16 protein-coding genes are annotated in these 21,408 nt (G+C 73.0%); 9 read left to right on the top strand and 7 right to left on the bottom strand.

Translation table 11 applies throughout. The features are described 5' to 3' along the window. Positions 1-5 precede the first annotated feature (5 nt). Positions 6-1,337 (bottom strand): LLM class flavin-dependent oxidoreductase, encoded by a 1,332-nt coding sequence (locus EAH89_RS21955; RefSeq protein ID WP_206667645.1) that lies wholly within the window; start codon positions 1,335-1,337, stop codon positions 6-8. Between the two features lie 214 nt (positions 1,338-1,551). Here EAH89_RS21955 and EAH89_RS21960 point away from each other — a divergent pair, with 214 nt between their 5' ends. Then, positions 1,552-1,800 carry a hypothetical protein gene (locus tag EAH89_RS21960; protein ID WP_140885853.1) on the top strand — a complete coding sequence of 83 codons (249 nt, stop codon included), beginning with the start codon at positions 1,552-1,554 and terminating at the stop codon, positions 1,798-1,800. A gap of 52 nt (positions 1,801-1,852) precedes the next feature. On the opposite strand, the gene EAH89_RS21965 is transcribed toward EAH89_RS21960, so the two are convergent. From EAH89_RS21965 to EAH89_RS21980, 4 genes are all read right to left on the bottom strand, one after another. Continuing rightward, the gene (locus tag EAH89_RS21965; protein WP_140885854.1) at positions 1,853-4,333 is read right to left on the bottom strand and encodes a glycogen/starch/alpha-glucan phosphorylase; all 2,481 of its coding nucleotides are present in this window, start codon (positions 4,331-4,333) and stop codon (positions 1,853-1,855) included. A gap of 96 nt (positions 4,334-4,429) precedes the next feature. Further along, complete coding sequence (gene glgA / locus EAH89_RS21970; protein ID WP_206667649.1) at positions 4,430-5,881, bottom strand: glycogen synthase GlgA; 1,452 nt, start codon at positions 5,879-5,881, stop codon at positions 4,430-4,432. A gap of 5 nt (positions 5,882-5,886) precedes the next feature. Next, positions 5,887-7,155 carry a glucose-1-phosphate adenylyltransferase gene (glgC, locus tag EAH89_RS21975; RefSeq protein ID WP_140885856.1) on the bottom strand — a complete coding sequence of 423 codons (1,269 nt, stop codon included), beginning with the start codon at positions 7,153-7,155 and terminating at the stop codon, positions 5,887-5,889. Between the two features lie 157 nt (positions 7,156-7,312). Continuing rightward, positions 7,313-8,974: an ABC transporter substrate-binding protein gene (locus EAH89_RS21980; RefSeq protein ID WP_140885857.1), complete on the bottom strand. Its 1,662-nt coding sequence runs from the start codon at positions 8,972-8,974 to the stop codon at positions 7,313-7,315. A gap of 161 nt (positions 8,975-9,135) precedes the next feature. Here EAH89_RS21980 and EAH89_RS21985 point away from each other — a divergent pair, with 161 nt between their 5' ends. From EAH89_RS21985 to EAH89_RS22010, 6 genes are read left to right on the top strand one after another with little or no spacing between them, the layout of a single operon-like run. Beyond that, positions 9,136-10,758 carry an ABC transporter substrate-binding protein gene (locus EAH89_RS21985; protein ID WP_140885858.1) on the top strand — a complete coding sequence of 541 codons (1,623 nt, stop codon included), beginning with the start codon at positions 9,136-9,138 and terminating at the stop codon, positions 10,756-10,758. Between the two features lie 10 nt (positions 10,759-10,768). Continuing rightward, a complete protein-coding gene (locus tag EAH89_RS21990) occupies positions 10,769-11,833 on the top strand; it encodes an ABC transporter ATP-binding protein (RefSeq protein WP_206667646.1) in 1,065 nt (354 codons plus the stop codon). Then, the gene (locus EAH89_RS21995; RefSeq protein WP_140885859.1) at positions 11,830-12,804 is read left to right on the top strand and encodes an ABC transporter ATP-binding protein; all 975 of its coding nucleotides are present in this window, start codon (positions 11,830-11,832) and stop codon (positions 12,802-12,804) included. Before EAH89_RS21990 ends, EAH89_RS21995 begins: the two co-directional genes overlap by 4 nt. 13 nt (positions 12,805-12,817) lie before the next feature. Further along, positions 12,818-13,771 (top strand): ABC transporter permease, encoded by a 954-nt coding sequence (locus tag EAH89_RS22000; RefSeq protein WP_140885860.1) that lies wholly within the window; start codon positions 12,818-12,820, stop codon positions 13,769-13,771. Then, positions 13,768-14,673, top strand: coding sequence for an ABC transporter permease (locus EAH89_RS22005; RefSeq protein ID WP_140885861.1), 906 nt, complete (start codon positions 13,768-13,770; stop codon positions 14,671-14,673). The genes EAH89_RS22000 and EAH89_RS22005 overlap by 4 nt, the downstream gene beginning before the upstream one ends. Positions 14,674-14,729: 56 nt before the next feature. Next, a complete protein-coding gene (locus EAH89_RS22010) occupies positions 14,730-16,340 on the top strand; it encodes an ABC transporter substrate-binding protein (protein ID WP_140885862.1) in 1,611 nt (536 codons plus the stop codon). Between the two features lie 18 nt (positions 16,341-16,358). Here the strand turns inward: EAH89_RS22010 and EAH89_RS22015 are convergent, their stop codons facing one another. Then, positions 16,359-17,957, bottom strand: a complete 1,599-nt coding sequence (locus tag EAH89_RS22015; RefSeq protein ID WP_140885863.1) for a zinc-binding metallopeptidase family protein — start codon at positions 17,955-17,957, stop codon at positions 16,359-16,361. 88 nt (positions 17,958-18,045) lie between these two features. After that, entirely contained in the window at positions 18,046-18,849 is an 804-nt protein-coding gene (locus EAH89_RS22020) for a DUF4189 domain-containing protein (protein ID WP_140885864.1), read from the bottom strand. Positions 18,850-18,930: 81 nt separating this feature from the next. On the opposite strand from EAH89_RS22020, the gene EAH89_RS22025 reads away from it, so the two are divergent. Beyond that, on the top strand, positions 18,931-20,802 hold the full coding sequence (locus EAH89_RS22025; protein ID WP_162861330.1) for a transglycosylase domain-containing protein: 1,872 nt from the start codon (positions 18,931-18,933) through the stop codon (positions 20,800-20,802). A 34-nt stretch (positions 20,803-20,836) separates the two neighbouring features. Further along, positions 20,837-21,406 (top strand): hypothetical protein, encoded by a 570-nt coding sequence (locus EAH89_RS22030; protein ID WP_140885865.1) that lies wholly within the window; start codon positions 20,837-20,839, stop codon positions 21,404-21,406. The last annotated feature ends 2 nt before the right edge of the window (positions 21,407-21,408 follow it).

Here is a 21,408-nt window from a genome sequence, read left to right on the forward strand (position 1 = left end):
CCCGGTCAGGCCGGGAAGAAGCGGTTCGCCGGGCGGGGCAGGCCGAGGTTCTCGCGCAGCGTCCGCCCCTCGTACTCCGTGCGGTGCAGCCCGCGGCGCTGGAGCTCCGGGACGACCTTCCCCGCGAAGTCGTCGAGTCCGCCGGGCAGGTAGGGGAACATGAGGTTGAAGCCGTCGCAGGCGCCGTTCTCCAGCCATTCCTGCATCTCGTCCGCGATGCGGGCGGGGGTGCCGACCATGGCGGCGCCGGCGTAGCCGCCAAGGCGCTGCGCAAGCTGGCGGACGGTGAGGTTTTCGCGCCGGGCGAGCTCGATGGCGCGCTCCCGGCCGGTCTTGCTCGCGTTGGTCTCGGGGATGCTCTCCGGCAGCGGGCCGTCGGGGTCGAAGGCGGAGGCGTCGGTGCCGAGCGCGACGGAGAGGGAGGCGATGGCGCTGTCGTAATGGACGCCGGCATCCAGGATCGCGCGCTTCTCGCGGGCCTCCTCGTCGCTCTCGCCGACGATGACGAAGGCGCCGGGCAGGACGAGGAGGTGGTCGGGGTCACGGTTGGCGGCGGCCGTGCGGGCCTTCACGTCGGCGTAGAAGTCCTGGACGATGCGGATCGTGCCGCCGGCGGCGAAGATGACCTCGGCGGTCTCGGCGGCGAGCTGGCGGCCGTCGTCGGAGGCGCCGGCCTGCACGATGACGGGGTGGCCCTGGATCGGGCGCGCGATGTTCAGCGGGCCGCGGACGGAGAAGTGCTCCCCCTTGTGGTCGAGCACGTGCATCTTGCTGGGATCGAAGTAGGTGCCGCTCTCGACGTCGCGGACGAAGGCGTCGTCGGCCCAGGAGTCCCAGAGGCCCTTCACGACGTCGATGAACTCGTGCGCGCGGCGGTAGCGGGCGGCGTGCTCCCAGTGCTCCGCGCGGCCGAAGTTCATCGCCTCGTTCGGATTCCCGGAGGTGACGACGTTCCAGCCCGCGCGGCCGCGGCTGATGTGGTCGAGCGAGGCGAATCGGCGGGCGACGTGCCAGGGCTCGTTGTAGGTGGTCGACGCCGTGGCGATGAGGCCGAGGCGTTCCGTCACCATGGCGAGCGCCGGCAGCAGGGTGAGCGGGTCGAAGCTGGTGGTGGTGGCGCTGCGCTTGAGGGCCTGGAGCGGCATGTTCAGGACCGCCTGGTGGTCGGCCATAAAGAAGGCGTCGAACCGCGCGGCCTCGAGCGTGCGCGCGAAGCGGACGAGGTGGTCGAGGTTGAAGTTGGCGTCGGGAAAGGCGCCGGGATAGCGCCAGGCGGCGGTGTGGATGCTGACCGGGCGCATGAAGGCGCCGAGCCGCAGGCGGCGTGGGGAGGGCATGCGGCGGATCATTCCACGAAGTGAGTTCGTGTATTTATATGATCGCCCCGCCAGCCCGCCGCAAGGCGCCCGCGAGCGGCGGCGGACGCGCCCTCGTGCCGTCGCCACGAACCGCGTGTTACTTCTTCGCTTGCGCAGACCGGAACGTTCCGCTTCTATTTCGGAACCGATATGCTATTGGTTCTCAAGCAGGGTCGCGGGATAGAGGGCGGGAATGGCCGACGAGACGTTGCGGAGAACCATGGCGGCCGCCATCCGCACCGTGCTCGAGGAAGGGCTGCGGCAGGCGGAGGATCCGGTGGCGTATCTCCGCACGGCGGCGGGAGAGGTGCGGCAGCTGGTCACCCTCTTCGAGGTGGAGGTCGACCACGGCGGCTCCTCCTACGGCGCGACGATCCGCGCGATGCTGGCCGAGGAGGTTGAGATCGCCGCCGAGGAACTGATCCGCCGGCTGCACCACTGACACACGCGATGGGAGCGGGCGCGCGGCGCCCGTCCCCACCGTTGCGTCCCCGTCAGGACGCCTTCACGCCCCAGATGTCCGCCGCGTAGTCCCGGATCGTGCGGTCCGAGGAGAACCAGCCGACATGGGCGGTGTTCAGCACCGCCGCGCGCCACCAGGACTCCGGGCGCGCCCAGCGGGCGGCGACGTCGCGCTGCCGGGCGCTGTAGGACTCGAAGTCGGCGGTGACGAGGTAGCGGTCGTCGTTCAGCAGGCCCTCGACCAGCCCGCGGTAGCGGTCGGGCTCGTCGGGGGAGAAGACGCCGGACGCGATGGCGTCGAGCGCACCGCGGAGGTCCGGGGAGGCCGCCACCGCCGCGCGCGCGTCGTGGCCGTTGCGCTTGCGGGCCGCGACCTCGGCGGCGGTGAGGCCGAAGATGAAGATCTCGTCGCGGCCGACCCGCTCGTCGATCTCGACGTTGGCGCCGTCGAGCGTGCCGATGGTGAGCGCGCCGTTGAGGGCAAGCTTCATGTTGCCGGTGCCGGAGGCCTCGAGTCCCGCGGTCGAGATCTGCTCGGACAGGTCGGCGGCGGGGATGATCGCCTCGGCGAGGCTGACGTTGTAGTTCGGGATGAAGGCGACCTTCAGCCGGTCGCCGACCGCGGGGTCGTCGTTGATGACGGAGGCGACGTCGTTCGCGAGGCGGATGATCAGCTTCGCCTGGTGGTAGCTCGGCGCCGCCTTGCCCGCGAGGATCTTCACCCGCGGCGCCCAGTTGTCGGTCGGGTGGGCGCGCATCGTGTTGTAGAGCGAGACGGTCTCCACGATGTTCAGCAACTGGCGCTTGTACTCGTGGATGCGCTTGATCTGCACGTCGAAGATCGCGTCGGGGTCGAGCTTCAGGCCCAGGCGCGCGGCCACGAGCGCGGTGAGGCGCTCCTTCGCCGCGCGGCGCTGGGCGACGAAGCGCTGCCGGAAGGAGGCGTCCTCGGCGAAGGGGACGAGGCCCGCCAGCCGGTCCGGGTCGTCCAGCACGGCGGGGCCGAGCGCCTCCACCAGGAGCGCGGTGAGGCCGGGGTTGGCGCGGTGCAGCCAGCGGCGGAAGGTGATGCCGTTGGTCTTGTTCGTGATGCGGTCGCCGCAGACGTGGTTGAGGTCGGTGAAGACGGTATCGCGCATGAGCTGCGTGTGCAGCGCCGAGACGCCGTTCACGCGGTGCGAGCCGACGAAGGCGAGGTGGCCCATGCGCACGCGCCGGCCGTGGCTCTCGTCGATGAGGGAGACGGAGGAGAGCAGCCCGTCGCGCGCGCCCTCGGCCCGCGCGTGGTCGAGGTGGCGGGCGTTGATGAGGTAGATGAGCTGCATGTGCCGCGGCAGCACGCGCTCCATCATCGGCACCGCCCAGGTCTCCAGCGCTTCGGGCAGGAGGGTGTGGTTGGTGTAGGAGAAGACCGCCTGCGTGATCTTCCAGGCGGCGTCCCAGCCGAAGCCGTGCACGTCGATCAGCAGCCGCATCAGCTCGGGCACGCCGATCGCGGGGTGGGTGTCGTTGAGCTGGACCGCGACCTGGTCGGCGAGGTTCGTCAGGTCCGGGAAGCGGGACAGGTGGCGGCGGATGATGTCCTGCAGCGAGGCGGAGGCGAAGAAGTACTCCTGGCGCAGGCGAAGCTCCTGCCCGGCCTCGGTCTCGTCGCCGGGGTAGAGGACGCGCGAGATCGCCTCGGCCCGCATGCGCGCGGACTGGGCGCCGACATGGTCACCGCGGTTGAATTCGCTGAGGTGCAGCGGGTCGGTCGCGCGCGCCGACCAGAGGCGGAGGGTGTTGATGCGCACCCCGCGCCAGCCGACCACCGGGGTGTCGTAGGCCAGCGCGTTGACGATCTCGCCCGCGTGCCAGACGAAGCGGGACGTGCCGTCGGGCGCGACCTCGGGGCGGACATGGCCGCCGAAGCGCACCTCGTAGACGAGGCCGGAGCGCTCGAACTCCCAGGGGTTTCCGAGGGCGAGCCAGTCCTCGGGCACCTCGTGCTGGAGGCCGCCGGCGATGATCTGGCGGAAGAGGCCGTTCTCGTAGCGGATGCCGTAGCCGTAGGCGGGCACGTCGACGCTCGCCATGCTCTCCATGAAGCAGGCGGCCAAGCGCCCCAGGCCGCCGTTGCCGAGGGCGGCGTCCGCCTCCTGCCCGCCGACCGCGTCGAGGTCCACGCCCAGGCCGTCGAGCGCGCGGCGGGCCGTCTCGGTGAGGCCGAGATTGCCAAGCGTGTCCGACAGGAGGCGCCCGATGAGGAACTCCATCGAGAGGTAGCAGACGCCCTTGCGCCCCTCGGCCCGCGTCTCGTCGTTCGAGCGGCGCCAGGCGTCCACGACGTGGTCGCGGGCGGCGAGGGCGGTGGAGACGAACCAGTCCCGGGCGCTCGCGCGCTCGACCCGGCCGCCGACGTTGTAGGCGAGCTTGTCGAGGATGGCCTGCCGGAAGGCCCGCACCGCTTCCTCGTCCGGCGTCTCGCCGGGAAGGGGGTGGGAAAGGGCCGCGGGGGGGAGGCTGTCGGTCATATGTTCACATCTACGCGATGTTGCGGGCTCGGGGGGAGACAATCACGAAAAATGCTGATCGGTCGATAGCGAAATGCCGATTTCCGCGGCGGCGTGTCAGCTTCCCACGCCGGGACGGGCGACCTCCCGGTAGAGGGCGGCGTAGCGGGCGGCCGATCGCGACCAGCCGACGGGGGCGCGGAAGGCGTTCGCCTGGGTGCGGGCCCAGGCCGCGCGGTCGGCCCAGAGGGCCGCGAGGCGGGCGAGCGCGGCCTCCAGGGCCGGGGCGCTGGGCGGGGCGAACTGGAGGCCGGTCGCGGCGCCGGCCGCCAGCGCCGCCTCGTTCGCGTCGATCACCGTGTCCGCCAGGCCGCCCACCCGCGCCACCACCGGAAGGGCGCCGTAGCGCAGGGCGCAGAGTTGGGTGAGGCCGCAGGGCTCGAAGCGGGAGGGGACGAGGAGGGCGTCGCAGCCGGCCTGGATGAGGTGGGCGAGGCCCTCGTCGTAGCCGATGCGGGCGGCGATCCGGTCCGGATGGGCCGCCGCCGCCGCCCGGAAGCCGGCCTCCAGCGCGGGCTCGCCGGCGCCGAGCACCACGAGGTCCATGCCGTGGCCGAGCAGGGCGGGGAGCGCCTGCAGCAGCAGGTCCATGCCCTTCTGCCCTGTCAGCCGGCTGACCACGCCGAGCAGGAGGCCTTCCGGCCGCGGCGGCAGGCCGGCGCGGGCGCGGAGGGCGGCCCGGTTCGCCTCGCGCCCGGCGGGGTGCTCCGCGTCGAAGGCGGCGGCGAGGTGGGGGTCGGCGGCGGGGTTCCAGGCGGCCTCGTCGATGCCGTTCAGGATGCCCGCGAGGTCGCCCGCCCGGCTGCGGAGAAGGCCGTCCAGGGCCTGCCCCTCCTCGGGCGTGGTGATCTCGCGGGCGTAGGTGGGGGAGACGGTGGTGATGCGGTCCGCAAGGCGCAGCCCGGCCTTGAGGGCGCCGATGCCGCCGAAGAACTCCACGCCGTCGATGTCGAAGGCGCGGGGCGGCAGGCGAAGCTCGGCCAGGAGCGAGGCCGGGGCCCATCCCTGGAAGGCGAGGTTGTGGACGGTGAAGACCGTGCCGGGCCGCGGCCCCTCGGCGTAGTGGAGATAGGCGGGGAGCAATCCCGCCTGCCAGTCATGGGCGTGCACGACGGCCGGCTGCCAGTCCGGCAGGGCGCCGCGGCCGATCGCGGCGGCGGCCCAGCACAGCGCGGCGAAGCGCTGGGGGTTGTCCGGCCAGTCGCGGCCCCACTGGTCGGCGTAGGGGCCGCCCGGGCGCGCGTAGAGGTGCGGGGCGTCGAGGAGCAGGAGGTCCAGGTCGCCCTCGCGGGCCGCAAGAAGCCGGGCCGGGCCGCCGAAGAGGTCGTCGAAGCCGTGGACCGGGGTGGCGGAGGCCGCCTGGGCGAGGACCCCGGGATAGGCGGGCAGGAGGGTGCGAAGATGGACGCCCTCCGCCGCGAGGGCCGCCGGCAGGGCGCCCGCCACGTCGGCCAGGCCGCCTGTCTTGACAAGGGGGAAGCACTCGGAGGCGACGGAGAGGACGCGCAGCGGCATCATCCCCCGAGGGCGTCGATCATCGGCTGGGTGATGAGGCAGACGCCGTTGGGCGAGCGGCGGAAGCGGCGGGCGTCCTCCTCCGGGTCCTCGCCGACGACGAGGCCGTCCGGCAGGACGACGTCGCTGTCGACCACCACCTTGTTCAGCCGGACGTGGCGGCCGACGATCACGCCGGGCAGCAGCACCGCGCCCTCCACCATGCCGTAGGAACGGACGCGGACATGGGAGAAGAGCAGCGAGCGGCGGACATGCGTGCCCGAGACGATGCAGCCGCCCGACACGAGGGAGTCGACGGCCATGCCGCGGCGGCCGTCGTCGTCGAGGACGAACTTGGCGGGGGGCGTGACCTCGCCGTTGGTCCAGATCGGCCAGTCGCGGTCGTAGATGTCGAGCGACGGCACGACGTCGGTGAGGTCGATGTTGGCCTGCCAGAAAGCATCCACCGTGCCGACGTCGCGCCAGTAGGCCTCCGCTTCCTCGCCGGAGCGGACGCAGGATTCCTCGAAGCGGTGGGCGACGGCGGTGCCGCGGGCGACGAGGGCGGGGATGATGTCCTTGCCGAAGTCGCGGCTCGATCCGGGCTCGAGCGCGTCGCGGCGAAGCTCGGCCGCGAGGAGGCGCGTCTCGAACACGTAGATGCCCATGGAGGCGAGGGCGACGTCGGGGCGGCCGGGGATGGAGGGCGGGTCGGCCGGCTTCTCGAGGAAGGAGATGATGCGGTCCGAGGCGTCCACGTGCATCACGCCGAAGGCGCTCGCCTCCATCCGCGGCACCTCGATGCAGGCGACGGTGACCTCCGCGCCCGACGAGACGTGCCGCTGGAGCATCACCTCGTAGTCCATCTTGTAGACGTGGTCGCCGGCGAGCACGACCATGTAGCGCGGGCCGTAGCTCTCGATGATGTCGAGGTTCTGGAAGACCGCGTCGGCGGTGCCCGCGTACCACTCCGTCTCCGACACGCGCTGGCTGGCGGGGAGGATGTCGAAGCTCTCGTTCCGCTCGGGCCGCAGGAAGTTCCAGCCGCGCTGCATGTGGCGGATGAGGCTGTGCGCCTTGTACTGGGTGGCGACGCCGATGCGGCGGATGCCCGAGTTGATGGCGTTGGAGAGCGCGAAGTCGATGATGCGGGACTTGGCGCCGAAGAAGACCGCGGGCTTGGCGCGCCGGTCCGTCAGCTCCATCAGGCGCGATCCGCGGCCGCCCGCCAGGACATAGGCCATGGCCGAGCGCGCCAGGGGCGCCGAGTGCACCGGCCTTGTCGACATCCGTTCCCTGCTCCCTTGCGTCGGGCGCGACTATGGCAGCTTACGGGCGCGCGGGAACGGGGGGCGGGCGGACACGGCCGCGCGAGGGGCCGGCCAGGACGGTAACCGCTGATGCGGACCACCCCGAGCCGGGGCGGTCCGCCACGGCAGGACGCGCTCAGTCCATCGACATGGTCGCGATGTCGATGAACCAGCTCCGCGGCTGCACCACGCCCTTCACGCGGGCCGACAGCGCGCGCGGGCCGACGTCGTGGGCGACCCAGAGGAAGGGCGCCTCCTCCACGATGCGGGCGTGCAGCTTGGCCAGCGCCGCGTCGCGGCCGGGGCCGTCGAAGGTGGTGCGGGCCGCGGTGATGATCGCGTCGAACTCGGGGTTGGAGAAGTAGCCCCAGTTGTTCGAGACCGGCGGCTGGGCCGCGGTGGAGACGAAGCGGACCATGGCGAAGAAGGGGTCCATGGCGGCGAAGCTGACGTTCGTCGCGTTGGCGCCGCGGGCGTTCGGGCTGCGCGCGCCCTCGCGCCAGTTGTTGAACACCGCGTTCCACTCGCCGACCTCGAGCTGCACGTCGAAGTAGCAGGCGCGCAGCGCCTCCTGCAGGAACTCGTTCATGGTCAGCGGCTGCATCTGGCCGGAGCCGGAGGCGGAGGTGAGGACCTTGACCGACAGGCGGCGCTGCGGCCCGAAGCCGGCCTCGCGCATCAGGCGCTGCGCCTCGGCCAGGTCGTAGCGGATGCGGAAGGAGGGATTGCCCCACCAGGGATGGCCCGGGGCGACGGTGCCCTGGGGGATTTCCATCAGCCCCGAGAGAAGCGTCTTCAGCTCCGAGCGGTCGACGCAGAGGTTGGCGGCCTGGCGGACGCGGCGGTCGAGCCAGGGCGAGCCCTCGGCGAAGGAGAACTGCCAGGGCCAGACATGCGGCTGGGCGTTCTGGTACAGGCGGAAGCCGCGCGAGGTGATCTGCTGCACGGCGTCAGGGGCGGGCGCCTCGATCCAGTCCACTTGGTTGCCGAGAAGGGCCGCGGTGCGGGTGTTCGCCTCCGGAATGGGCAGCAGCACCACGCGGTCGATCTTCGGGCGACGCGCCGGGTCCCAGTAGTCGCGGTTGGCGACCATCTCGAAGCGCTCGCGCGGGACGAGGCGGGTGCCGCGGAAGGGGCCGGTGCCGGAGGGATCGCCGGCGAAGGCGCCCCAGGCCTGGGCCGCGCGCTGGCGCGGGTCCGTCACGGCCGCCGGCACGGCGGCGAGCTTGGCCGCCCAGTGCGTGGGCGAGACGATGAAGAGGTTGGTGAGGTTGATCGGCAGGAAGCTGTCGGGCTCGCTCGTGACCAGCTCCAACTCGTTCTCCGAGATCGCGCGGGCGGAGCGGAGGGTGGGCATGCGGCTGGCGGTCACGCCGACCTGGGAGGCGTCGTAGTGGGGCGCGCCCTGGTCGAGGACCTTCTGGACGTTCCAGACCACGGCGGCGGCGTTGAAGGGGCTGCCGTCGTGGAAGCGCACGTTCGGGCGCAGCTTGAAGCGCCACCTTGTCTTGTCGGCCTCGTCCACCGCCCATTCCGTGGCCAAGCCGGGGATGATGACGGAGGGGCGGTCGGCGCTGGAGAGGTCCCAGTTCACCAGGGCGTCGAACATGGGGATGCCGGTGAAGCGGTTGCCCTCGAAGCCCTGGTCGGGCTGGCCGAGGGTGCGGGGGATGTCGGCGGCCGTCATGCCGATGCGCAGGACCTTCTCCTGCGCGCTCGCCGGGCGGGGACCCAGGGGGGACAGGGCGGCGATCAGGGCGCCGGCCATCAGCCAGGCGCGTCGGGTGGTCTTCCTCATGCGTGCTCCCCCTTGGTTGTCGATAGGCCGGGGGACTTTGGCAAATTCGGTGCCAAGGGCAAACATTGGCGCGGCGGTCCGGACCGGGGGCATGGCATGGGGATTGCTGTCCCGGAGGGGATTTCCCGCGCCGCGCGGGATGAAGGGCCGGGGAGAGATCCATGAGGACCAGCCGACGGGCGCTGCTGGGCGCCGGCCTCGCCGGCGCGGCCCTGCCCTGGGACATGGCGCGGGCGGAGGCGCCGGCCGGGCGGGGCGGCACGCTGCGCATCGGCATGACGGCCGCGGCCGTGCCCCTGCCGAACGGGCAGACCGACCAGGGCGGCGAGGGCCAGCGCTTCATGGCCTACACCGTCTTCGACAGCCTCGTCTTCTGGGACCTCTCGCGGTCGGACGCGCCGTCGCGCCTCGTGCCGAACCTGGCGACGGAGTGGACGATTGACCCCGCGGACAGCCGGCGCTGGCTGTTCACGCTGCGCGAGGGCGTGCGCTTCCACGACGGCAGCGCCTTCGACGCGCACGCGGCCCAGTGGAACTTCGAGAAGCTGCTCGACTCCGCCGCGCCGCATTTCGACCCGCGCCAGGCGGCCCAGGGGCGGTCCCGCATCCCGAGCGTGGCGAAGGCGACGGCGCTCGACGCGCGCACGCTCGAGATCCGCACCACCGAGGTGGACGCGCTGCTGCCCTACGGCCTGGCCTGGATCGTCATGTCCTCTCCGGCGCAGTGGGAGAAGGTCGGGCGATCCTGGGATGCCTTCCTCGCCGCGCCCTCGGGCACCGGGCCGTTCCGCATGGTGGAGTACAGCCAGCGCGAGCGGGGCGTGATGGTGGCGAACCCCGACTACTGGAACCCGGCGCGGAAGCCGAGGCTGGAGCGGCTGGTGCTGCTGCCCCTGCCGGAGGCGAACACGCGGGCCGCCGCGCTGCGCTCCGGCCAGGTGGACTGGATCGAGGCGCCGGCGCCGGACGTGACCGCCAGCCTGCGGGGCGCGGGGTTCCGCATCGTGACGAACGAGTACCCGCACAACTGGGTCTGGCACCTGGACCTCACCGCGCCGGGCTCGATCTGGCGGGATGTCCGGGTGCGGCGGGCGGCGAACCTGGCGGTGGACCGGGACGGCATCGCGGGGATGATGGACGGCCAGATGCTGCCGGGCGTGGGGCTGCTGACGCCGAGCTCGCCCTGGTTCGGCAACCCCTCCTTCCGCATCCGGCACGACCCGGCGGAGGCGCGGAAGCTGCTGGCCGAGGCGGGCTTCGGGCCGCGCAATCCCGCCCGCACGAAGGTGATGATTCCCGGCTCCGGCTCCGGCATGATGCAGCCGCTGCCGATGAACGAGGCCATCCAGGAGAACCTGCGCGAGGTGGGGATCGCCGTCGAGTTCGAGGTGATGGAATGGAACGCCCTGCTGAACGCCTGGCGGGCGGGCTCGCGCGACCCGCTCTCCCGCGGGGTGCACGCGCTGAACTACTCCTACTTCAGCCAGGACCCCTTCACGGCCCTCATCCGGCACGTCGATTCCGCGCTCGTCGCGCCGCGCGGCACCAACTGGGGCCACACCCGGGACGCCGAGCTGGACGCGGTCTGCAAGGGCCTGCGCGAGACCTTCGACCCGGCCGCGCAGGACGCGCTGATGGCGCGCGGGCACCAGCGGATCGTGGACGAGGCGATGTTCCTCTTCGTGGCCCACGACCTGAACGCGCGGGCGATGTCGCCGAAGGTGCGGGGCTTCGTCCAGGCGCGGAACTGGTTCCAGGACCTCGGCACGGTGTCGATGGCATGAGGGGCGGGGCATGACGGATCAGACCTCCCTGCTGTCCCTGCCGGATGTGGGCGGGCCCGCGCAGCCGCTGCTGACGGTGCGCGGGCTGACGAAGCACTTTCCCCTCAAGACCGGCTTCCTCGGGCGCGGGGCGGGCGTGGTGCGGGCGGTGGACGAGCTCGACTTCGAGGTGATGAAGGGCGAGACGCTCGGCATCGTCGGGGAGTCCGGCTGCGGCAAGTCCACGACGTCCCGCCTGATCATGGCGCTGATGGCGCCGACCTCGGGCGAGGTGGTCTTCGACGGGCGGCAGGTGGGCAGCCGGGAGATGCCGCTGAAGGAGTACCGCCGCCAGGTGCAGATGGTGTTCCAGGACAGCTACGCCTCGTTGAACCCGCGGCTGACGATCGAGGAGTCCATCGCCTTCGCGCCGCAGGTGCACGGGTTGTCGCGCGGGGATTCCCGGGCGCGGGCGCGGGACCTGCTGGCGGCGGTGGGGCTGAACCCCGACCAGTTCGCGCGGCGCTACCCGCACGAGCTGTCGGGCGGGCAGCGGCAGCGCATCAACATCGCCCGCGCCCTCGCGCTCCGGCCGCGGCTGGTGCTGCTGGACGAGCCGGTCTCGGCCCTCGACAAGTCCGTGGAGGCGCAGGTGCTGAACCTGCTGCAGGACCTGAAGGGGCAGTTCGGGCTCACCTACGTCTTCATCTCGCACGACCTGAACGTGGTGCAGTACATGTCGGACCGCGTGCTGGTCATGTATCTCGGGCGCGTGGCGGAGGTAGGGCCGGTGGAGGCGATCTACGCCTCGGCCGCGCATCCCTACACGGCGGCGCTGCTGGCCAGCCGGCCCTCCATGGACCCGGACCTTCGGCGCACGGAGCCGCCGCTCGTAGGGGACCCGCCGAACCCGATCAACCCGCCGCCGGGCTGCCGCTTCCACACGCGCTGCGGCTTTGCCGAGCCGGTCTGTTCCACCACGGTGCCGGTGCTGCACCCGGCGCCGGCGGGGCAGCAGGCGGCGTGCCTGATGGTGGTGCCGGGGAGCGGGCACAGTCGGGCGCCGGGCAGCGTGGCGCGGGGGATCGCCGCATGAGCGCGCCGCTGGTCCGGGTGCGCGACCTGGAGGTGCGCTTCGTCACGCGCGACGCCACGGTGCACGCGGTGAACGGGGTTTCCTTCGACCTGGCGGAGCGGGAGTCCCTCTGCATCCTCGGCGAGAGCGGCTCGGGCAAGTCGGTCACGCTACGGGCGCTGATGGGGCTGAACCCGCCGCGGCGCACGAAGCTCTCGGGCACGGTGGTGGTGGGCGGGCACGACATCGTCGCGGCCTCCGAGCGGCGGATGGCGGATATCCGCGGCAGCACCGTCTCGATGATCTTCCAGGAGCCGATGACGGCGCTGGACCCGGTCTTCACCATCGGGCGCCAGATCGCCGAGACGGTCATCCGGCACGAGGGACTGAGCCGGGCGAGCGCCGACGCGCGGGCGCTGGAGCTGCTGGAGCTGGTGCAGATCCCCTCCGCCAAGCGGCGGCTGGACGCCTACCCGCACGAGCTGTCGGGCGGGCTGCGGCAGCGCGCGATGATCGCGATCGCCCTCTCCTGCCGGCCGAAGCTGCTGCTGGCGGACGAGCCGACGACGGCGCTGGACGCGACCGTGCAGATCCAGATCCTGCTCCTGTTGCGCCGCCTGCAGCAGGAGATGGGCATGGGCGTGATCTTCGTGACGCACGACCTCGGCGTGGCCGGGGAGATCGCGGACCGGGTGGCCGTGATGTACGCCGGCCGGTTCATCGAGGAGGGGCCGGTGCGCGGGTTGATGCGCGGGCCGCTGCACCCCTACGCGCAGGGGCTGCTCGGCGCGACCGTGCACTCAGGCATGCGGGGGGAGCGGCTGACGACGATCCCGGGCGCGCCGCCGAACCTCGAGCGCGTGCCGAAGGGCTGCGCCTTCGCGCCGCGCTGCGCCCAGGTGGAGGAGGCCTGCCTGCCGGCGGTGCCCGAGTTCCGCAGCCCTGTCCCCGGCCATGCCGCGCGCTGCGTGCGCGTGCGGCACGCCGCCTGAGCCGGAGGGAACCGTGCTTCTCTACCTTGTCCGCCGCGTCCTCTACGCCATTCCCATCGCGCTCTCGGTCGGGCTGGTCTGCTTCATGCTGGTGCAGATCGCGCCGGGGGATCCCATCAACGCCATCGTGCCCGCCGACGCGCCGCAGGAGGTGGTCGAGCAGGTGCGCCGCGACTACGGGCTGGACAAGCCCCTGCCCGTGCAGTTCGGGCTCTGGCTGATGCGGGTGGTGCAGGGCGACCTCGGTCGGTCCCTGGCCACGGGGCGGCCGGTGACGGCGGACCTTGCCTCGGCCGTGGGGAACACGCTCACCCTCGCCCTCGTGGCGGCGGGGATCGGCTTCGTGATGGGCACGCTGCTGGGCACCGTCGCCGCGGTGTTCCGGGGCAGCCTGCTGGACAAGGCGGCGGTGGGCCTGGCCGCGGCGGGCGTCTCGGTGCCGCACTACTGGCTGGGCATGGTCATGGTGGTGCTGTTCAGCGTGACGCTGAACTGGCTGCCGGCCATGGGGGCGGGGCCGGGCGGCTCCGGCGCCTGGGCCTGGGACTGGGAGCACGCGAAGTTCCTCGTGCTGCCGGCGGTCACGCTCTCGGTCATTCCCATGGGCATCGTCACGCGCACGGTGCGCGGGGTGGTGATGGAGCTGCTGAACCAGGACTTCGTGACGACGCTGCGCGGCAAGGGGCTGCGGCGGGGCGGGATTGCCCTGCACGTGGTGAAGAACGCGGCGCCGTCGGTGCTGGCGGTGATGGGCCTGCAGCTCGGCTACCTCATGGGCGGGTCTATCCTCGTGGAGACGGTGTTCTCCTGGCCAGGGACGGGCTTCCTGCTGAACAGCGCCATCTTCCAGCGGGACCTGCCGGTGCTGCAGGGAACCATCCTCGTGCTGGCCATCTTCTTCGTCGCGCTCAACCTCGTGGTCGACCTCGTCCAGACCGCCCTCGACCCCCGGATCCGCCGCGCATGAGCACGACCACCGCCACGCCGGCCGTCCTCGCCCTGCCGGAGGCGGCGCCCGTCAAGGGACGGGGCTACTGGCAAGGGGTGGGGCGCCGGCTCTCGCGTGATCCGGTGACGCTGTTCTTCGGCTTCGTGCTGCTGCTGATGGCGTTGGCCATCCTGTTCGCGCCCTGGATCGCGCCGCACGACCCCTACCAGACGAGCATGATCCGCCGCCTGCGGCCGATCGGCTTCCAGGACTGGCGCTACCCGCTCGGCACGGACGAGCTCGGGCGGGACATGCTGACGCGGCTGCTCTACGGCGGCCGTCTGTCCTGGTTCCTCGGCATCACGCCGGTGCTGATCGCCTTCGTCATCGGGGGCACGCTGGGCGTCGTCGCGGGCTTCGCGGGGGGCTGGGTGAACATGCTGATCATGCGGACGACGGACGTGTTCTACGCCTTTCCCTCCGTGCTGCTGGCGGTCGCCATCTCCGGGGCGCTCGGGCCGGGCATCTCGAACGCCATGCTGTCGCTCACCCTCGTCTTCATCCCGCAGATCATCCGCGTGGCCGAGAGCACGACGACCTCGGTCCGCAACCTCGACTACGTGGAATCCGCCCGGGCGAGCGGGGCGGGGGCCTTCACCATCGTGCGCGCGCACGTGCTGCCCAACGTGCTCGGGCCGATCTTCGTCTACGCGACGAGCCTGATCAGCGTGTCGATGATCCTCGCCTCCGGCCTGTCCTTCCTCGGTCTCGGCACCAAGCCGCCGGAGCCGGAATGGGGGCTGATGCTGAACACGCTGCGCACCGCGATCTACAGCCAGCCGCTGATCGCCATGCTGCCCGGCGTCTGCATCTTCCTGACGAGCATGTGCTTCAACATGGTGAGCGACGGGCTGCGCTCAGCCATGGACGTTCGGGGATAGGGTCGTTCCGGCACAGGCGTTGCTAGGCGGGTGGCTCCACCCACGGAGCCACCCGCATGACCCTGTCGCGCCGCGCCCTGCTGGGCGCCACCGGCCTCGCCACCCTTCCCTCCGGCCTGATGGTTCCCAGAGCGAGCGCGCAGGCGGAACGGGTGCTGCGCTACGGCATCTCGATGGCCGACATCCCGCTCACGGCGGGGCAGCCCGACCGAGGCGCGGGGGCCTACCAGTTCACGGGGCACACGATCTACGACCCGCTCGTCGCCTGGGAGATGGACGTCGCCGACCGGCCGGGGAAGCTGGTGCCGGGGCTGGCGACCTCCTGGGAGGCCGACCCGGCGGACCGTCGCCGCTGGACGCTCAAGCTGCGGCCTGGCGTGGCCTTCCACGACGGATCGGCCTTCGACGCCGAGGCGGTGGTCTGGAACCTCGAGAAGGTCATGAACCCCCAGGCGCCGCAGTTCGACCAGCGCCAAGCGGCGCAGGTGCGGCCGCGGCTGCCCTCGCTGGCCGCCTGGCGGAAGCTCGACGCGATGACGGTGGAGCTGACCACCAAGACCGTGGACAGCCTCTTCCCCTACCAGCTCCTCTGGTTCCTCATCTCCTCGCCGGCGCAGTTCGAGAAGCTCGGTCGCTCCTGGGACCGCTTCGCGGCCGAGCCGTCGGGCACCGGTCCCTTCAAGCTCGCGCGGCTCGTCCCGCGGGAGAGGGCGGAGCTGGTGCGGAACGCCGGCTACTGGAACCCGGCGCGGGTGCCGAAGGTGGACCGCCTGGTGCTCGTCTGCGCGCCCGACGCCGTCACGCGCAGCAACGCGCTGCTCTCGGGGCAGGTGGACCTGATCGAGACACCCGCGCTCGACATGGTGCCGCAGCTCAAGGCCGCCGGGAACCGCGTGGTGGAGAACGTCACCCCGCATGTCTGGAACTACCATCTCTCGATGCTGGAGGGATCGCCCTGGCGCGACCTGCGGCTGCGGCAGGCGGCGAACCTCGCCATCAACCGGGACGACATCGTGGCCCTGCTCGGCGGGCTCGCGAAGCCGGCGACGGGCGTGGTGGACCCGGCCTCGCCCTGGTACGGCAACCCCTCCTTCAAGGTGCGCCACGACCCTGACGAGGCGCGGCGGCTGGTGCAGGCGGCGGGCTTCTCGCCGCGCAACCCCCTTAAGACAAGGTTCCTGATCGCGACCGGCGGTTCCGGGCAGATGCTGTCCATGCCGATGAACGAGTTCATCCAGCAGTCCTGGAAGGAGGTCGGCATCGAGGTGGAGTTCCAGCCGGTGGAGCTGGAGGTGCTCTACACGGCCTGGCGGAACGGGGCGGCGCACGAATCCATGCGTGGGATCACCGCGAACAACGTCGCCTACGTCACCTCCGATCCGCTCTACGCGCTGGTGCGCTTCTTCCACTCGAAGCAGGTGGCGCCCGTCGGGGTGAACTGGTCGCACTACAGCGACGCGGAGACGGACGGCTTCATCGACCGGGCCATGCAGTCCTTCGACCCGGCCGAGCAGGACCGGCTGATGGCGCGGGTGCACGAGCGCGTGGTGGACCAGGCGCTGCTCGTCTTCGTGGTGCACGACACGAACCCGCACGTGCTCGGCCGCAACGTGCGGGACTATGTGCAGGCGCAGCACTGGTTCCAGGACCTGACGACGCTCGCGTGAGCCCGCGCGCCCGGTCCGTCAGAGCGGTTCGCCGGCGCCCGTGCCGTGGCGGGGGGTGGGGAAGGTCCACTCCTCGCCGCGCGGCGTGGTGACGTATTCGGGCCAGCGCAGGTCCACGGGCGGGTCGAAGTCGGGCGGCAGCAGCGGCCCGACCCATTCGGTGCCGCCGACGCCGCCGCCCGTGCGCTCGCGGAACTCGGCCTGGGCGGCCTCCAGCGTGCCGGGCCGGGTGGCGAGGTCCACCATGGTGAGCGCCATCGTCTTCGCCGCGACGAACAGGCCGGGGTCCACCGCCGCCGGCAGGCCGCCGAGCGCGAGATAGGGCCAGTTCGGGTAGGCGTAGCCCGCGCTGGGCGGCCGCAGCCGGGGGCGCGCGGCCAGCAGCCGCACCGTGGGGCAGTGCCAGGAATACTCGACGTAGTCGTCGGCGCTGAGATGCGTCTGCCAGCCCGCGAGGGTGCGGCGCAGCCTGGCGTCGTTGTCGGCGGGGGTGGTGAGGGTGGTGACGCCGGGGATGAAGGGGTTCTCCATCGGCTCGAGGCCGAGGTTGCGCTGGATCTCGCGCGCGAAGCCGAGGGCGTCCTCGCCGTAGCGGGGCGCGCCGACGGCCTGGAGGTTGGCCCAGGTGAGCGCCGTCAGCGCGTGGTTCGGCAGGCCGACGCGGGTCTTGGTGACCCAGCGGACATGCGCGCGGCACCCCGTCGCCAGGGCCGCCGAGCGCGCGTTGTTGGTCAGCACGCGCCAGATCTGTTCCTGGATGGCCAGCGAGGAGGAGCGCCAGGAGTACTGGATCTGGCTGAAGCGCGGCGCGAGGTTGTCCGAGGTGGCGCCCCCGTCGCCGAGGACGAACTCGTTGAGCGTCCAGGAGCCGCTGTGCGGGAACATCGCCTCCTTCGTGTACTTCGTCGTCGTGTACATCAGGCACATCGCGTCAAGCGCGCCGGGGGAGCGCGCCACGGCGTGCGCGGCCTGGGTGGGCATGAGGGAGGGATCGACCCAGCCTTCCGGGTTCTCCGCCTCGAAGGTGATCACGGCGCTCCAGTAGGCGCCGAAGTGGATGTCGCCGGTGACCGTGTTGCTGGGCCAGGGATGCCAGACCACGGCGGCGTCCAGCCCGTCGTAGTAGCCCTTGGCGGCGTGGATGGGCTTGGAGCCGCAGACCTTCTCCGCGGGCTCGCCGAAGAGCGTCAGCGTGGCGCGGACGCCGTGCTGCTCGAACGCTGCCTTGGTGCCGAGCATGGCGGCCAGGGCCGCGGTGCCGAGCATCGAGTGCGGGTCGGTGTGGCCGGCGGCGTAGGGGTGCAGGCCGGCGCGCGGGGCGGGATGGGGCACCACCTGCTGGGAGTTGCCGGGAACGGCGTCGTACTCGGCGAAGCCGGCCAGCACCGGCCCGCCCTCGCCCCAGCGCGCGGCGAAGGCGGTGGGCATCCCGCCGGAGCCCTCCTCCACGGCGAAGCCCTCCGCGCGCAGGATCTCGGCATAGGCCTGGAGGGAGCGGTACTCGCGCCAGGCCGGCTCCGCGAAGTCCCAGATCCGGGCGCAGAAGGCGGAGAGGCGCGGCTCGTTCGCCTCGATCCAGTCGAGGGCGGATCGGCGGACGGCGTTCGGGTCGGTCATCGCGGGGCGGGACTCCTGTCGGCGGGCACCGCGTGGCGGCGCCGGCGGCAGGCTAGGGCGGGGCGGCGGCGGGGTGAATCCCGCCCGCTCAGCCCGCGCAGCGCGTCTCCGTGATGCGGCAGCGGCCGCCGCGCCCGATCCCGGCGCAGGTGGCGGCGGCCTGGCGCTCGGCGTCCTCGCGCGTCGGCCCCGTGCCGATCGCGGCGCCGACGACGGTGAACATGCTCGCGTGCTCCGTCGTCACCAGGGCGCCTCTCGGGCGGAGGGCGTGGGCGACCGTGGCGCAGCGGTCGGTGAAGTCGCCGGCCGGGCGGCAGGTGGCGCCGGCCTCGCCGATGCAGGCCGTCTCGGCCGCGCGGTGCGCGGAGACCCGGTCGGCCGCGCCCACCACCAGCCCGTAGCGGGGCGACGGCGCGGGGGCGAGGTGGATGGCGCCGAAGGGGCCGCCGCCGGCCTCTGCCGGGCCGGGCAGGATGCCGGGCCGCGGCGGCGCGTCCGGAGCCGTCGCGCGCCGGGCCGGCGCGGCCTCCCGCGCCCGGGGCGGGGCGGCGCGCGGCGGCGTCGCGGCCGAGGCGGGGACCGCCGCCGGCGTGCGGCCCGCGGCCGGCGGAACCGTCCAGGGGGTCCGGGGCTGGGGCATGACCGTGGCGGCGGTCACGTTCGCGCTGCCCATCGCCGCCGCGCGCGCGGCGCAGCGGACGAGGCAGGTCTGCACGCTGAGGGGGTTTTGCGCGTCCTCCGGGAACTGCGCCCCGCACTCCATCCGGCACATCGCCGCCACCGGTGAGGCTCCATCCGGCGCGGCCCCGGCCGGGCGGGTGGCGAGGAGGAGGGCGAGCGCGAGGCTGCACCCGATCCCCCCGGCGAGGCGTTGCATGGCCGTGCCGCGCATCCTGGTTCCTGCGTGCCGAGGTTCCGCCCGCGCTGGCCGCGGGGATCACGGAACCAGGCCAACGTGCTAAGGTCCTCTGGCATGCCGAGGGCCCCGATCGCAACGATTCCGCGCGCCGGCGCCACGAAGCGCGCGGGGACCCCGGCGAGCGGCCCCGGCCCGCGCTCCCACCCTTCCTCCACGCCGCCGGCGGTGCGGGAGAGGCGCCGCCTGGCGCGCCGGATCGCCGCCTGGGCGCTGATGCTGACGGTCTGGGGCGGGCTGGCGCTCGGGATCGTGCTGCTCGTCTTCGCCTGGGACCTGCCGCGGCCCGAGGCGGCGCTGGAGACGACGCGCCGCCCCTCCGTGACGCTCGAATCGGCCGACGGGCGCCTCCTGTCCACCAGCGGCGACCTCTACGGGGAGACGGTGCGGCTGCGCGACCTGCCGGTCCACCTGCCGACCGCCCTCCTCGCCATCGAGGACCGGCGCTTCCGCTCCCATTTCGGCCTCGACCCCCTGGGGCTGCTGCGCGCGGCCTGGGTGAACCTGACCACCGGCCGCGTCGCGCAGGGCGGCTCCACCCTGACGCAGCAGCTGGCCAAGAACCTCTTCCTCACGCCCGAGCGGTCGCTCCGGCGAAAGGTGCAGGAGGCGATGCTGGCGCTCTGGCTCGAGGGGCGCTTCACCAAGGACCAGCTTCTCGAGATCTACCTCAACCGGGTCTATCTCGGCGGCGGCGCCTACGGCGTGGACGCGGCGGCGCGGCTCTACTTCGGGGTGCCGGCGCGGCGGCTTTCGGTCTGGCAGTCGGCGGTGCTGGCCGGGCTGCCCCGCGCGCCCTCGCGCCTCAACCCCCGCGCCAACCCCCGGGGGGCGGCCGAGCGCGGGGCGGAGGTCCTGCGCGCCATGGCCGCGACGGGGACGCTGACCGCGGCCCAGGCGGCGGCCGAGGCGGAGCGGATCGCCTTCCCGCCGCGCCCGTCCCGCGATTCCGGCTGGTTCGCGGACTGGGTGAACGAGGACCTGGCCAGCCGCTTCCCCGGCTCCGCCGACCTGACGCTGCGCACGACGCTCGACCTGCGCGCGCAGGCCCTCGTCGAGGCGCGGCTCGAGGCCCTGCTCGCCGGGCCCGGGGCGGCGGCCGAGGTGGGGCAGGGGGCGGTGGTGGTGCTCGACGCCGCGACGGGGGCGGTGCGCGCCATGGCGGGCGGGCGGGACTACCGGCGCGGACCGTTCAACCGGGCGGTCTCGGCGCGGCGCCAGCCGGGCTCGGTGTTCAAGCCCTTCGTCTACCTCGCCGCGCTCGAGCACGGGCTGGCGCCCGACTCGACCGTCTCCGACCTGCCGCTCACCCTCGGGCGCTGGTCGCCGGGCAACGGCGCCTGGCGGGCGCGCGGCGACCTGCCGCTGGAGGACGCCCTCGCCCACAGCGTCAACACCGCGGCGGTGCGGGTCCTCGCCCGCGCGGGCGGCGCGCGGGAGGCGGCGGCCGTGGCGCGGCGGCTGGGGCTGGCGGGTCCCTTCCCGAACGACGCGACCATCGCGCTCGGCACCGGCGAGGCGAGCCTGCTGGAGCTGACCGCGGCCTTCGCGACCTTCGCCAACGGGGGGATGCGCGTGGTGCCGCACGGCATCGCCGCCGCCCGCGCCGACGGGCGGCCCGTCCCGGCCGGGCTGGCCGCCCCCGCACGCGCGGTGCAGCCCGAGGACGCCGCCGCGATCCGCCGCATGCTGGAGGCGGTGGTCTCCCGCGGCTCGGGCCGGGCGGCGGCGGTGGCCGGGCGCCCGGCCGCCGGGAAGACCGGTACGACCCAGGACTTCCGCGACGCCTGGTTCGTCGGCTTCTCGGGCGGCACGGTCATCGGCATCTGGCTCGGCAACGACGACGCGACGCCGATGGACGACGTCCGCGGCGGCACGCTTCCCGCACGCCTGTTTCACGACATCCTGGAAGGACTGCCCCGATCATGACCGATCACCCCCAGCCCCCCCGGTGCGCGCCCTGATGCCGGCGAACCATACGGGGCCGGAGAGCCTGCCCGCGGGCGAGCAGGCCATGGCGCTGCTGCTGCGCCCGGTGCGCCACGCGGTGAACAACCTCTCGATGGTGATGAACGCCAACCTCGAGACCGCCGTCCCGCAGTTGCCGGAGGGGGAGAGGGTGACGAAGCAGGTCGCGCGCGCGCGGGACGCCGCGGTGGCCTATGACAACCTCGTGCGCGGCTTCCTCTCCCTCGGGCGGGAGGAGGGCGTGAAGGGCGTGCTGGCGGGGCGGCTGCTGCGGGAGCTGATGCCGCTCCTCGCGCTCGCGGCGGGCGGCCCGCTGGAGCTGGAGGTGGCGGACGCCGCGAAGGCGGTCCAGCGGCGCACGCCCACGCTCGAGGGGGCGCTCATCCTCGCGGCCTCGGGGGCCCGGGACCTGCCGGCCGGGCCGCTGCCGCCGCTGCGGCTGGAGGGGCTGCGGCTGGTCCTGGGCTGGCCGCTGCCGCCGGCCGCGCGGAGGTCGCTCGAGGATCTCGGGGTCGGGATCGAGGCGGCGGGGGAGGGGGTGGCCATCCTCCTGCCGCCGGGCTGAGC

The organism is Muricoccus nepalensis, from assembly GCF_006438825.1.
GTDB classification, from domain to species: domain Bacteria; phylum Pseudomonadota; class Alphaproteobacteria; order Acetobacterales; family Acetobacteraceae; genus Roseomonas; species Roseomonas nepalensis.